The organism is Streptosporangium heterodermiicola, from assembly GCF_051390675.1.
Lineage (GTDB): Bacteria > Actinomycetota > Actinomycetes > Streptosporangiales > Streptosporangiaceae > Streptosporangium.
The window spans coordinates 110,135-124,049 of sequence record NZ_JBPJSR010000005.1 but is presented as its reverse complement, the minus strand read 5'-3'; the positions used below and the strand labels follow the sequence as shown (position 1 = coordinate 124,049).

General features: G+C 72.2%; 10 protein-coding genes. 1 reads left to right on the top strand and 9 read right to left on the bottom strand.

What is annotated here, in order from left to right; genetic code table 11:
* Nucleotide 1: 1 nt before the first annotated feature.
* From ACSC1Q_RS12855 to ACSC1Q_RS12830, 6 genes are all read right to left on the bottom strand, one after another.
* Nucleotides 2-1,837 carry a GH39 family glycosyl hydrolase gene (locus ACSC1Q_RS12855; protein WP_436758907.1) on the bottom strand — a complete coding sequence of 612 codons (1,836 nt, stop codon included), beginning with the start codon at nt 1,835-1,837 and terminating at the stop codon, nt 2-4.
* 46 nt (nt 1,838-1,883) lie between these two features.
* Nucleotides 1,884-3,341, bottom strand: a complete 1,458-nt coding sequence (locus ACSC1Q_RS12850) for a glucoamylase family protein (RefSeq protein ID WP_436758906.1) — start codon at nt 3,339-3,341, stop codon at nt 1,884-1,886.
* Between the two features lie 147 nt (nt 3,342-3,488).
* Nucleotides 3,489-4,358, bottom strand: a complete 870-nt coding sequence (locus tag ACSC1Q_RS12845; RefSeq protein ID WP_436758905.1) for a carbohydrate ABC transporter permease — start codon at nt 4,356-4,358, stop codon at nt 3,489-3,491.
* Complete coding sequence (locus ACSC1Q_RS12840) at nt 4,355-5,302, bottom strand: carbohydrate ABC transporter permease (RefSeq protein WP_436758904.1); 948 nt, start codon at nt 5,300-5,302, stop codon at nt 4,355-4,357. Before ACSC1Q_RS12840 ends, ACSC1Q_RS12845 begins: the two co-directional genes overlap by 4 nt.
* Nucleotides 5,303-5,304: 2 nt before the next feature.
* Entirely contained in the window at nt 5,305-6,555 is a 1,251-nt protein-coding gene (locus ACSC1Q_RS12835; protein ID WP_436758903.1) for a sugar ABC transporter substrate-binding protein, read from the bottom strand.
* Entirely contained in the window at nt 6,552-7,583 is a 1,032-nt protein-coding gene (locus ACSC1Q_RS12830) for a LacI family DNA-binding transcriptional regulator (RefSeq protein ID WP_436758902.1), read from the bottom strand. Before ACSC1Q_RS12830 ends, ACSC1Q_RS12835 begins: the two co-directional genes overlap by 4 nt.
* Before the next feature lie 314 nt (nt 7,584-7,897).
* Here ACSC1Q_RS12830 and ACSC1Q_RS12825 point away from each other — a divergent pair, with 314 nt between their 5' ends.
* Nucleotides 7,898-10,867 (top strand): AfsR/SARP family transcriptional regulator, encoded by a 2,970-nt coding sequence (locus tag ACSC1Q_RS12825; protein ID WP_436758901.1) that lies wholly within the window; start codon nt 7,898-7,900, stop codon nt 10,865-10,867.
* A gap of 251 nt (nt 10,868-11,118) precedes the next feature.
* Here ACSC1Q_RS12825 and ACSC1Q_RS12820 read toward each other — a convergent pair whose 3' ends face one another.
* The 3 genes from ACSC1Q_RS12820 to ACSC1Q_RS12810 form a co-directional block, all read right to left on the bottom strand.
* A complete protein-coding gene (locus ACSC1Q_RS12820; protein WP_436758900.1) occupies nt 11,119-11,262 on the bottom strand; it encodes a hypothetical protein in 144 nt (47 codons plus the stop codon).
* Nucleotides 11,263-11,783: 521 nt separating this feature from the next.
* Nucleotides 11,784-12,842: an NADP-dependent oxidoreductase gene (locus ACSC1Q_RS12815; RefSeq protein WP_436758899.1), complete on the bottom strand. Its 1,059-nt coding sequence runs from the start codon at nt 12,840-12,842 to the stop codon at nt 11,784-11,786.
* A gap of 47 nt (nt 12,843-12,889) precedes the next feature.
* Nucleotides 12,890-13,885: a zinc-binding dehydrogenase gene (locus ACSC1Q_RS12810; protein ID WP_436758898.1), complete on the bottom strand. Its 996-nt coding sequence runs from the start codon at nt 13,883-13,885 to the stop codon at nt 12,890-12,892.
* Nucleotides 13,886-13,915: the final 30 nt, after the last annotated feature.

Below are 13,915 nucleotides of genomic sequence, written 5' to 3'. Positions count from 1 at the left end.
GTCAGGCCGGGACGAACTCCAGGTAGGAGACGGCGGGCATGGGCAGGGTGAACCCCAGCCGCAGGGTCCCGTCCTCCTGCGCGCGCAGGGTACGGGCGGGTTCCAGCTCGTCCAGGGTGTTCGCGGCGCGGAGCCGTTCCCACTGCTCGCCCTCCGGCCAGGCGGCGTCCCCGCCGATCTCCGCCCAGACGGCCCGGATGTTGGAGTGCCGCTCGTCGATCCGGTGGTGGCGGACGGCGTACTCCCCCTCGGCCAGGCCCTCGACGGTGAGGGTGACCTCGCGCGACAGGAGTTCCGAGCCGTCGGCCCGGTCCTGGTCGAGGGTGCCGTTCCACACCAGCACCCCGACGGCGCCGGCGGCCGAGCGGGCCGCCCACGCCTCGACCCCCGCGACGTCGCCTCCGGCCGAGCAGGCGAGCTCGTCCTCGCCCAGCCGGTCGGCCAGGGCGAGCGCGAGGTAGCGGGGCTTGCGCAGGTTGCCGACCGTGAGCAGGCCGAACCCGCCGTGGAAGAGCGCCGGTGGGCGGCCCAGCTCCTCGAAGTGGTCCGAGGCCACCCAGTGGGCGAGCGCGTCCACCCGCCCGGCCGCCGACCGCATCCCGTGCAGCAGGAACGCCGCCCCGAACGGCCCGTCGCCGATGCCGTGGAAATGGGTGGGGGTCGGCCCCCACTCCGTCCACCAGATCGGCGTGCCCGCGCGGCCGTGCCGTTCCAGGGCTGGCCGCCAGTCGAGCGGGGCGTTGCCGTAGGTGTGGGTGGAGACGAAGTCGAGCGCGGCGCCCGAGGCGTCCACGTGGTCGATCAGCTCCTGGACCCAGCCGTTGGCCGCCGACGACGGGCCGCCGACGCGGATGTCCGGGTGGACGTCCTTCACCGCCGCCGCCGACACGTCGTACAGGCGGAAGAACTCCTGCGGCGTGCCGCTCCAGAAGACCTCCAGGTTCGCCTCGTTCCACACCTCGAAGGCCCAGTTGTCGACCACCTCGCGCAGGCCGTACCGGTCGACGAGGTGCCGGGTGAGGTCGCGGACCAGGTCGCCCCAGCGGTCGTAGTCCCTGGGCGGCGAGATGATCGCCCCGTAGCCGAAGACCGTCTTCGACGGGTCGGCGGCGAGGTCGCGCGGCATGAACGACAGCTCCACGATCGGCCGCATGCCGAACGCGGTGATCGTGTCGTAGACCTCGTCCACCCGGCTGAAGTCGTGCACGGGCTTGCCGTCCTCCTCCCGGTAGACGCCGAGGTCGTCGCAGAGGATCGCGTGGGCGCGCACGGTCTCGACACCGAGCTCGTCGCGCATCGTCCACAGCGCCTCGGTCAGCTCGGGACCGATCGGGCGCCCGCCCACGGTGTCGGCCGACAGCATGTGCGACAGGTGCTCGGAGCCGATCATGTACTTCCACGGCCTGGGCAGCGGCCGGGTGGTCGTCGAGGCGTCGACCCGCAGCGCCGCGGCGCCCGCCTCGGCGAGCGGCGCGGCGAACACCGCCTCGGTGAAGGGCCCGGTCCGCTCCATGGTGGTGACGGCGGCGACCCGGTACCAGGCGGGCTCCCCGCGCGTGTCGACGTAGCGCGGATCGGGCACGGCCGGCACGTCGACGTCGCGCTGCTTGGTCGAGGTGTACGGCCCCGCCTCGGCGGGCGCGCGGTGGACGAGGTAGCCGACGACCCCGGCCACCGGTTCCCAGGTCAGCGTGACGTGCCCGCCTCCGCTGTCGGCGCGCAGGTCGCGGGGGGCGGCGACCTCGACCGGTCCGGCCAGACGGGTCGAGGTCACCTCCCCCGACGCCTTGTGGATCCGGGCCTGCCAGTCCCGGCGTGCCGCGTCGGCCGTGCTCATGAATACGTCTCCCCGATGGTCGGTTGGGTGGTTACTGGAGTACGGCTCACTTGGGCGGCACGACGGCCCATTCCTCCTGGCGCAGCACGGGGGCGAGCCTTGCCGTGACGTCGCGGGTGGCGAAGTGGCGGCGCAGGCTGTCGTCCGCGAGCGCGTTGCCGAGCGCGATCATGATCATTCCCTGGTCGAGGGCGAGATACTGCTTGGCGACCTTGCCGCTGCGCACGGCGACCGCGTCGTAGAAGCCGCCGGGCCCGTAGGCGTCGAAGTTCGCCCTGAGCTTCGCAAGGTTGGCGAGGGCCGCGCCGGGCGTGTGGCGCAGCGCGAGGAACGACGCGTGCGGGGTGACCACGCCGTCCCCGTACGACGCCGGTTCGGGCGTTCCCTCGCGGCATCCCTCGAAGCCGTAGTCGACGGAGGTGCGCTCCTGGTCGGAGGTGTAGCCGGGGGTGTCCATGCCGATCGCGTCCACGCCGTACTCGCGGTAGCCACCGGCGGGGTCGTTGGACGGGGAGAAGCCCCAGTAGCCGTACTTCGCCTCGTTCATGCCGTGCTCGATCTGGGCGGCGATGTAGACCGGCTGGTTGCGGCCCCAGCTCCTGGCGCCCCAGACGTCCTCCGGCACGAGCTGGGTCACCATCAGCTCCTCGAACATGCTGCCGCCCCAGGTGGGCACCAGGCGCATGCCCCGGTAGCCGTAGGTGCCCTCGAAGACGTTGACGCCCATGTACGTGCGCCAGGCGCCGACCGGCTTCTGCTCGGCCCACGCCCAGTCGCAGGTGTCGGGGAAGGTGCGCCACATGCCGTAGTAGTGCTCGGGCGGGAGCTGGCCGAGGGCGATGCCGACGTAGCTGGCGATCCTGGCCTCGGTGAGCGCGCCGTAGTGGTGGCAGGTGGAGTGGACCGTGGTCCCCGAGCCGTTGTAGTCGCTCTCGACCGAGCAGCCGGTGGGCTTGTCCGGCCAGAACCCGCCGCGCAGCAGGCCGGTGCCCGCGTCGGGCCGCGCCCGCGGGTCGTAGTAGGACTCGAAGTCCATGCTCCTCGCCAGCGCCCCGGCCTGCCTGGAGACCTCGGGCACGGCGCTTCTCAGCATCATCAGGGCGGCGGCGAGCCAGCCGTTGTCGACGCTGGACAGGAACGGCTGGACGGCCGAGCCGTTCTCCGGCCAGGTGCGCACGATCTGGAGGGTGCGCGGGTCGTACCAGTTGTAGAACTGGCCGGTCGGGGCGTGCCGCTCCAGCTTGGCGGTCGAGGCGAGCGTCCTGGTCACGCGGCGCAGGGCCTCGCCCTTGGAGATGAGGCGGGTGTCGCGGGCGGCCACCGTACTCCACAGGTAGGTGGCGATGTTGGTCGGCGAGGTCACCTTGGCGCGGGTGGCGGGGTCGAGCGAGCCGTCGATCTTGTCGGAGGGCAGCCCGGTCGCCGGGTCGGCCAGCGCGGCCATGGACTTCCAGGTGTCTGCGGCGTAGCGGCGCAGCAGTTCTCGCTGATGCCCCGCTGTCAAGGGGGCATCAGGGGAGACAAGGGAAGACGCGGAGGGGGCGGGGGAAGGGGTGGCCGAGGCGGGAGAGGGGGCGGCCGTGATCAGGGCGAGGCCGGCCGCCAGGGCGGCAGCGTGACGACGACGCACGGGGGCTCCTTACGTGGGGGGTTACTTGAGTCCGGTGGAGGCGATTCCCTGGATGAAGAAGCGCTGCAGGAAGACGAAGAGGACGAGGACCGGCAGCACGACGACCACCGCCCCGGCGATGAGCAGGCCGTACTGGGTTCCCTGGTAGCCGTTGAAGATCGCAAGCGCGACGGGCAGCGTGTACTTGTCCTCGCTCTGGGCGACCACCGCGGGCCACAGGAAGTTGTTCCACGAGCCGAGGAACGTGATCAGCCCGAGCGTGGCGAGCGCGGGCTTGCAGAGCGGCATCACGATCCGGAAGAAGATCCGGAACTCCCTGGCGCCGTCGACCCGCGCGGCGTGGATCAGCTCGTCGGGGATGTCCGAGATGAACTGCCGCATCAGGAAGATGCCGAGCGGGGTGACCAGGCCGGGCAGGATGATCCCGAGGAAGGTGTTGACCAGGCCGAGCTTCGCGATGAGCACGAACTGCGGGATCATCACCACGATCGCGGGGAGCGCCATCTGCGTGAGGACCAGCGCGAAGAGCACGTTCTTGCCACGGAAGGAGAGCTTCGCGAAGGCGTACCCGACCATCGAGCAGAACAGCAGGTTGCCCGCGACGGTGGCGAGGGCCACCACCGCGCTGTTGACGAACACCTGCGTGATGTTCATCTTCTCCAGCAGCTCGCCGTAGTTGGCGAGCGTCCACTGCACCGGCAGGAGGTCGGGCGGGGTCCGCCTGATCTCGGTCTCCGGCTTGAACGAGGTGAGCAGCGTCCAGACGAACGGCAGCACGACGACCACGAGCCCGGCACTGAGCAGCGCGTACGTGGAGAAGCGGCGTTTGACCAGGGGCCTGCGGCCCGGAGCGGATTTCGCGGGGGCCTGAGGGCCCCGGACCGATCTCATCTGGACCTCCCGACCCGGAACTGCAGGACCGCGAGGGCCACGATCACGGTGAACAGGACGCTCGCGGCGGCGGCGGCGTAGCCGTAGTTGCCGGAGCCGAACTGGTCGTAGATGGCGAGCGAGGCCGAGGTGGTCGCCCCCGCCGGGCCGCCCTGGGTCATCACCAGCGGCTCCTCCATGAACTGGGCGAACCCGATGGAGCTGTAGACGGTGCAGAACAGCAGCGCCGGGCGGAGCATCGGCAGCGTGACGGAGCGGAACCGCTCCCAGCGCCCGGCGCCGTCGACCTCCGCCGCCTCGTACAGCTCCCTGGGGATGCCCTGCAGGGCGGCGAGCAGGACGACCATGTCGAAGCCGAAGCTCCGCCAGGCGGTCATGACGATGATCACCGGAAGCGCCAGGTCCTCGTCGGCGAGCCAGCGGGGACCGTCCACCCCCACAGCCCCGAGCACCTGGTTGACCAGCCCCGCGTCCGGTTCGAGCAGGAACCTCCAGGCCACCGCGACGCCGATGATGCTGGTGACGTACGGCAGGTAGTAGCCGAGCCTGAAGAACGCGGCGGGCAGCCGGGCGATCCCCGAGTTCAGCGCCACGGCCGCGCCCAGGCCGAGGGCGATGGTGAGCGGGAGCGCGGTCACCACGAAGATCAGCGTGTTCACCGCCGCCTTGCGCATGAGCTCGTCGTCGAACAGCCGCAGGTAGTTGTCGAGCCCGACAAGGTTCACCCCGAGGGGGTCGCGCACGTCGGTGCTGCGCATGTCGGTGAAGCTCATGCCGAGCTCGACGAGGAGCGGCCCCGCCCAGAAGACCGCGAACATCACCACGAAGGGCGTCACGAAGACCCAGGCCAGGCCGGCGCGGCGGAATCCTCCGCCGGATCGCCGCTCCCTCGCGGGGGCCGGTTTGACGGGCTCGCGCGAGCCCACCCGCTCGCTGACCACCATGGTCAGACCCCGGTCCCGATGGTCTCGGCCTGCTCCTGGACGCGCCTGGCCGTCTCCTCGGCCGTCTGCTTGCCCAGGGCCATCTTCTCGACCTCGGTCTCCATCACCTTGGCCACCTGCTCCCAGGTCGGCACGGCGGGGACGGCCTTGGCGTCCTTGAGCAGCTCGCCGAAGACGGTGACGCGCTCGTCGGTGGTGAGCGCCGGGTCCCGCCAGGCGGCCTCGACGCTGGGCAGCGCGTTCACCTTGGTGTACCAGGTGGCCTGGACCTTGGGGTCGACGAGCCAGCGCAGGAACTTCCATGCGGCCTCGCGGTTCTTCGCGTCCTTGAAGACCACCATGTCGCTGCCGCCGACCAGGCTGGGGCCGCCCGCGCTCCCCTTCGGGTAGGGCGCGACGGCGAGCTTGTCGCCGAAGCCCTCGCCGCCGTCCTTCTCCAGGCCCGCGATCATCCACGGCCCCGAGTAGAAGGCGCCGACCTTCCCCTTGACGAACGTCTGCGGGAAGGCGCCGGTCGGCTGGTCGGTGCTGGAGAGCCCGCTCTCGAAGAACGAGCCGTAGTGCTTGAGCGCCTGGACCATCTGCGGCGTGTCGAGCGTCCACTTGTCACCCGAGACGATCTCGCCCCCCGCCTGCCACACCAGCGGCAGCACCTCCTGCCAGGAGCCCTGCCGGAAGTTCTGCTCGACACCGAGCGAGGCGCCGCCCTTCTCCTTGAGCGCCTTCACGAAGGCGGTGGTCTCCTCCCAGGTGGCGGGCGGCTTCACCGACGCCTTCTCCGCGAGGTCCTTGCGGTAGTACAGGGCGCGGGTCTCGACGTACCAGGGCACGCCGTACGCGGTCCCCTCCACCTCGACCGTGCCCCACGCGCCGGGGAAGAACGCCGACTTGTCGATCAGGTTGGCCGGGGTGGGGTCGAGGGCGCCGGTCTTGGCCATCTCGCCCATCCAGGTGCTGCCCAGCATGGTGACGTCGGGGGTGGCGTTCCCGGCGATGGCCGCGGTGATCTTGTCGTGGGCCGAGTCCCAGCCGAGCGCGGTCACCTTGACCGTGATGCCGGGGTTGGCCGTCTCGAAGTCCTTGGCGAAGGCGCCCAGCGCCTCCCCCTCGGCCCCGATCGCCCAGACCGTGACCTCGCCGGTGGCCTTGCCGGTGTCGACGTCCCTCGCCTGCTCCGCGGCCCCTCCGGTGCTCCGGCCGCACCCCGCGAGCACCAGCCCCAGCGCGAGGATCCCGACGGCGTACTTCTTCACTTTTCCTCCAGGGGGTGAGGCCCGCAGCTGGATCGGACGACCAGCTGGGTGGGGAGAATCTCGGATTTCGGGACGGTACGACTACCCTTGATGAGCTCGTCCAGCGCACGGGCGGCGCGGGCGCCGAGCAGGCGCATGGGCTGGCGCACCGTGGTGAGGGCGGGCCTGGCGTGGCGGGCGGCCATGATGTCGTCCCAGCCGGTGACCGCCACGTCGCCCGGCACGTCGAGGCCGAGCTCCTCGGCCGCCAGGATGACGCCGAGGGCCACCTGGTCGTCGGCGCAGATCACCGCCTCGGGACGCCGCGCCCGGCTGGTCTTTCCCCCGAGCAGCGTCCGTCCCGCCGCGTACCCGCCCTCCACGGTGAGCTCGCAGGGCAGCGGCGCGGGAGGCCGGATCCCATGGGCGGACAGGACCCGCCTGACCCCCGTCCAGCGCTGGGTGACGTCGCCCCGGTCGTCGTCCCCGGCGAGGGCGAAGGTGGTGTGGCCGTGACCGAGCAGGTGGGCGGCGAGCGCCTCGGCCGACGCGGTGTTCTCGCTGGAGACGGCGTCCGCCCGCTCGACGGGGTCGCGGGCGAGCAGGACCAGCGGCGTCCTGCTCCTGACGATCTCGTCCACCACGGCGTCCCCGACGGTCCTGCCGAAGATCACCATGCCGTCCACCCGGCCGACGAGGTCCCTGACCAGGTCCTGTACGGCCGCCCGCCCGCGCGTGGACAGGATGAGCACGGAACGGCCGAGCTCGGCGGCCACCTCCTCGTACCCGAGGAGGACCTCGGCGAAGTAGGGGCCCGACAGGTCGGGGAAGACGATCCCGTTGGCCGCGTGGCGGCCCTGGGCGAGGGAGACGCCGAGGCGGCTCGGGGTGAAGCTGAGCTCCTCGACCGCCCTCAGCACCTTCTCGCGCGTCCCGGCCGCGACGGGGCCGGTGTTGCGCAGCGCCCGGGAGACGGTGGCGATGGAGACGCCCGCCCGCTGCGCGACCTCGTAGATGGTCGCGCCCTGACCTTCGTCACTGTGTGGCACCCGTCGTCCGATCTCCCAGGAGTGGAAGCGCTTACACTCAGCGGCGACGAAAAGTGGAAGCGCTTACAGTGGATGACCGGAGTCAACCATCGGACGGAATCATCGGTAAAGGGTTGTTACATCACCGTTACCAAATGGGCACGGTGGCGCTCCGGTGTTCGTGAGGCTCGGCGGACCGGTGCGCACGAACACCGGCCGACTACCGTTGAAAGATCATCCGAGCTATCCTCGCCGGAATCGGGCAGTCCATAATCTTCAGGGCGCGGCGCCGTTCACCTCGCCTCCTGAGATCCGTGAGCCGTTCGGGGAGCTTGATGAGATTCCAGGTGCTGGGCGATGTGACGATCGTCGCCGACGAGCGTCCCGTACCCCTGTCCTCACGCAGGCAGGAGCAGCTGCTCGCGCTCCTCGTCTGCGCGCGGGGACGCATCGTGACGGCCGAGACCCTGATCGACGCGCTGTGGGGGGAGCGGCTCGGACCGCGCGCCGGAAAGAACCTGCGGGTGCTCGTGCACCGGCTGCGCAGAACGCTCGACGCCCCCGAGCGGATCCGGCACGACCGCTCGGGCTACACGCTGTCCGCGCGGCCGGAGGAGGTCGACGCCTGGCACTTCGCCGACCTGGCCGAGCTCGCCAGGCGGACACTGAACCAGGGAGAGCCGGAGGCCGCGTCCGCCCTGCAGCGGGAGGCGCTCGCGCTGTGGAACGGCCGGGCCTTCTCCGGACTGGACGACGTGGCCCAGCTCGCGGAGGCCGCCGAACGCCTGGAGCAGGACCGCAGGCGGCTGCTGACCGAGCGCATCGACACCGACCTGGCGCTGGGCAGGCACGCGGAGGTCATCCCGGAGCTGCTCTCGATGCTCGCGGAGGATCCGCTGGTGGAGTCCACCGCCGCGCGGCTGATGGTGGCGATGCACCGGGCCGGGTTGCGTACGGAGGCGCTGGAGACCTACCGGCGCACCCGTGCCGTCCTCACCGAGGAACTGGGCCTGGAACCGGGGCCGCAGCTGCGCGCGCTGGAACAGGCCATCCTGCGCGGGGACGCCCGGGTCGACCTGGCTCCCCGGCCCGAGGCGGCACCGGCTCCCGTCCCTTCCCCTGTGGCCCCTGTGGCCCCATCCCTGCTGCCCGCCGGGGTGGGCGACCTCACCGGGCGCGACACCGAGCTGCGCTGGCTCGTCTCCGTCCTGCGCGACCGCCCCGCCGCCGCGCCGGTGATCTGCGCCGTCTCCGGCATGCCGGGGGTGGGCAAGAGCGCGCTGGTCCTGCGGGCCGCCCACGACCTGCGGGACGCCTTCCCCGACGGCCAGCTGTACGTGAACCTGCGCGGCGCCGGAGCCGAACCGGTCGAGCCGTCGCACGCGCTCAGCCGGTTCCTGCGCGCCCTCGGCGTGGCGGGGACGGCCATCCCCGACGGCCTGGACGAGCGCGCCGAGGTGTTCCGCGCCCACCTGTCCGACCGGCGCGTGCTGGTGCTGCTGGACGACGCCGCGAACGAGGCGCAGGTCGAGCCGCTCATCCCCGCGGGGAACGGCTGCGCGGTGGTGATCACGAGCCGCGGCGCGCTGACCGCCCTGCCCGGCGCGCAGCGGCTCGCCCTGGGGGTGCTCGGGAACGCCGCCGCCGTCCGGCTGCTTGGCACGATCACCGGCCGGGCCGAGCTCGCCTCCGACACCGCCTCCGCCAGGCGGCTCGCCGAACTGTGCGGGCACCTCCCGCTGGCGCTCAGGATCGCCGGGGCGCGCCTGGCCGCCCGGCCGCACTGGAGCGTCGACCGGCTGCTCTCCCGGCTCACCGCCGAACACGACCGGCTCGACGAGCTCACCCACGGCACCCTGTCGGTACGGGCCAGCCTCGCGCTCGGTTACTCCGGTCTCGACGAGCCCGGCCGTACCCTGTTCCGCCGGCTCGGCCTGGTCGACACCCCCGACTTCGCCGGCTGGGTCGCCGCGGCCCTGCTCGACATGGGCCCCCATGCCACCGGACCGGGCGACGCCGAGGAGATCCTCGAAGGGCTCGTGGAGGCGCGGCTCGTCGACTACGCGGGCCCGGACGGCACCGGCGAACCCCGCTACCGCGTCCACGACCTGGTGCGGCTGCACGCCAGGGAACGCGCCGAGACCGACGACCCTCCCGGCGCCACCACCGCCGCGCTGACCCGGCTCGCGGGCGGATACCTCGCGCTCGCCGAACGGGCGCACCGGCGGCAGTACGGCGGCGACTACACCGTGCTGCACGGCGACGGGCCACGCTGGGACTGCGGGGAGGCCACCTCCGACCGCCTGCTCGCCGATCCGTCCGGCTGGCTGCGCGGCGAGCGGCTCGGCCTGGTGGCGGCGGTGGAGCAGGCCGCCCGGCTCGACCTGAGCGAGCTGTGCTGGGACCTGGCGATGACAGCGGTCACCCTGTTCGAGGCGCAGGGCCACTTCGACGACTGGCGGCACACCTCGGAGACCGCGCTGGCCGCCGCCCTGCGCGCGGGCGACCGGCGCGGCGAGGCCGCGATGCGCTACTCGCTGGGCACGCTCGCCCTGTTCCGGCAGCGCTACACCGACGCGCGGCCGTACCTGGAGGCCGCGCTGCCGCTCTTCGAGGCGGTGGACGACCGGCACGGCCAGGCTCTCACCCTGCGCAACGCGGCGCTGATCGAGCGGGTGGAGGGACGGGCCGAGACCTCGCTCGACAGCTACCGGCAGGCGCTGCGAACGCTCCGCGAGGTCGGCGACCGGCACGCCGAGGCCCACGTGCTCGGCAGCATGGCCCAGATCCACATCGAGCACGACCGCCCCGACGCGGCGGCCCCGCTCCTGGAGACGGCGCTGACCGTCTACCGCGATCTGGGCAACACGCGCGGGGTCGCGCAGATCCTCAACAGGCTGGGGCTGCTGCACCTGCGCCAGAACGACCCCGCCCGGGCGAAGGACGCGTTCGAGCAGGTGCTGGTGGCCGCCAGGACGGCCGGAGACCGCATCGGCGAGGCGTACGGCATGCTCGGGATGGGCGAGGCCGAGCTGCTGGCGGGCGAACTCGACCACGCGGCCAACCTGCTCGACGCGGCACTGCTGCTGGCCGAGGGGCTCGGGGAGCCCTTCGTCGCGGCCCGCGCCCGCCTGGCCTGCGGGCGGCTCGCCGCCGAACGCGGTGAGCGCGAGCTGGCCGTGGCCATGCTGGACCGGGCGGTGCGGGAGTTCGCCGACATCGGCCTGCCGGTCTGGCACGAGCGGGCACTCGACGCCCGGCGCGCTCTCGACGGCACGTTCTCCACCCCGCCCACCCCGTGCTGACCCCTCACCCACGCGCCTCACACACCTACCCGCGCCAACCTCTCGCTTCTACGCTCACCCGTACCTCTCGCCCGTACGCCTGCCCTTCACCTCCACGCCGCCTGTGCCGGCCGATCGCGGTGGCCTTCCCCGGTGCCCTCTGCGCACCGCCCACCCTTCGTGCCGGCCGGGTTGGCGCACGGCCGGACGGGAACGTCGAAGTCCCTCGCCCGGCCGCTTCCGGCGATGTCGGTCTCATCCTCATCGGTGGGCTACTCGCCCGGGTCCATCCAGTGGCTGTCGCAGTTGAACCCGAGGCTCTGACACGGCAGCTCGATCGCCGAGGCCGGCGTGGCGCTCGCGCCCAGCAGCCCGGCCACCATCAGCGCCAGCAACCCCGCCTTGATCTTCTTCATCGTTCTCCTCGTTCATCAACAGATCGGTCCATACCCCCGCGGGCTTGGTGATCGATAGCAATACCACGACCATCGGGTGCCGCGTATGGGATCTCGCTGTTGAACTTCCTCCCCGCCCAGCCCACTGAGAAGTGAGGTGCCAGGTATGGGTACGGCCGCCGTTGGCCGTACCCATACCGCCCCGGTGTCGTGTCGTTAAGCCCCGGTACGGACGACCCCGTCACCTCACATCCAGCCCGGATGCCGTCTGCGGACGGCATCTGTGCTGGTCAACGCCAAAGTAGACGGAACGGGTTTCACGAGGGTTTCACCTCGTCCCCCGGCCGGGCCCGCACCCCGCGACCCCGCGTACCGCAGGCCCCCACACTGCGGATTCGCATGACCGCGGCCCCTTGCACCGGCTCGGGTTCTCATACAGACGCCCCTCACATCACGACTCCGCGCACCACGGCCCTTCACACGCCAGGCCCGTGTGTCCAGGGCATGGGAACCAAGGGCTCCCGGTCGCCTCGGACCCGGTGTCAGGGGACGGTGATCACGATCTTGCCGAGCAGATGCCCCTCCTCGCTCAGCCGGTGGGCGTCGGCGGTCCCCTCCAGCGGGAAGGTCCTCTCGATCGGCACGCGCAGCGCGCCGCGCTCCAGCAAGGGGAGGACCTCGGCGAACACCTCCGCCAGGGGGACCCCGCCGGCACCACCGGTGGAGAAGCGCACACCGTACTCGGCGGCTCGCCCGTCGGCGATGGTGACCACCCTGTCCGGCCCGCCGGCCAGGTCGACCGAGATGGCGAGCACGTCACGGCCGGAGGCGTCCAGGACCGCGTCGACGCCTTCCGGGGCCGCGGCACGCACCCTCCCGGTCAGCTCGTCGCCGCCGTCGCCGTACTCGACCGGCCGCACGCCGAGCCCGCGCAGGAAGTCATGACGGGCCGGGCTCGCCGTGCCGACCACCCGTACCCCCCTGGCTCGGGCGAGCTGCGCGGCGACCAGCCCGACGCCACCGGCGACCGCGTGGATCAGGAGCGTGTGCCCCTCCTTCACGTCGAGCTGCCGCAGGGTGCGCCAGGCGGTGTCGACGGCCACCGGCAGCGCGGCGGCCTGCTCGAAGGACAACCAGGCGGGCATGGCGAGCAGGTCGTCCGTACCGACCGTGACATGGGTGGCGGCGGCACCGGAGAGGACCCTGCCGAAAACGGCCTGCCCCAGACTCCACCCCCCGGCTCCGACCCCGGTCCGGGTCTCGCTCCCGGTCCCGGTCCCGGTCCCGGCAAAGGCGCCCGCCCCTGAACCTGAGCCCGATCCGAGACCGAGACCGAGACCAGGAGCGGGAGCGGGACCACTCCCCACCCCGACCCCGATGGCGTCGACCGTTCCGGCGAACTCGACGCCGACGCCCACGGGCCCGGCCGGCGGCTGGCCGGGGTCCATGAACCCGTAGCGGAGTTTCCAGTCGATGCCGTTGACCCCGGCGGCCCGCACCGCGACCCGCACCTGCCCTGGGCCGGGTTCGGGAAGGGGGACGTCGTCGAGGGTGAGCACCTCGGGACCGCCGTAGCGGTCATAGCGGATGGCCTGCGACATGCTTCTCTCCCTTGGAGTGTGTGTGCTTGCCTGGCGGCGTGAGGTGCTCAGATCAGCAGCAGGGTCTTCCCCACGGTGTCGCGAGCCTCGATCGCGGCGTGCGCGTCGGCGGCCCGCTCAAGCGGGAAGGTCTGCCCGACGACCGGCCTGATCCGGCCCGCCACCGCCTCGGACAGCGCGAGACCGGCCAGCCGCCTGCCCTCCTCCGGGGCGAACTGCACCTGCTCGATCCCGCGTACGCTCACCCCGCGCCGTCCGGCCTCTTCAGGGTCGATCAGCGCGAAGCTCCCGCCGGGCACGCCGTACGTGAAGAACCTGCCGCCGCGTGCCGTGATCCCGAACGCGTCCTGACCGATCCGCCCGCCGGCACCGTCGAAGACCACGTCGACCCCGGTATCACCGGCCGTCCCGAGCGGTCCCCCGTCACCGGCCGCCTCCCGCGCCAGCTCGGCCCAGCCTGGCTCGGAGTAGTCGACCACGGTGTCGGCTCCCAGCTCCCGGAGCAGGTCGAGTTTGCGCCCACCCCGGGCGGCCGCGACCACGTGGGCGCCGACCGCGTGGGCGAGCTGTACCAGCAGGCTGCCGAGCCCCCCGGCCGCCGCGGTGACCAGCACCCGCTCCCCCGGCTTGAGCCCGGCCGCGCCCGCCAGGCTCAGCGCGGCCGGGCCGATCTGGAGCAGCGCCGTCGCCTCCCGTACGCCCAGCCCGTCCGGTACGGGGACCAGGGCGTCCACCGGGACCACGACCCGTTCGGCGTAACCTCCGTCGCCGGCCATGGCGATGACGTCGCGGCCGATCCAGCCGGGATCGACCCCCTTCCCCACCGAGACCACCCGCCCGCCCACCCCGCCCCCGGGCACGTACGGTGGGTTCTGGCCGAAGAACTCGACACCCCAGCCGGTGCGGAGCTGCGTCTCAAGGAACAGGACGTCCACGACGGACACCCCGACCACGACCTGCCCGGCCTCGGCGACCGGCTCCGGCACCCGGTCCACGACCATTACCTCTGGCCCCCCGAACGCGGTTACCTGGACAATGCGCATATCGATCGCTCTCCCTCGATGGCTTAGCGC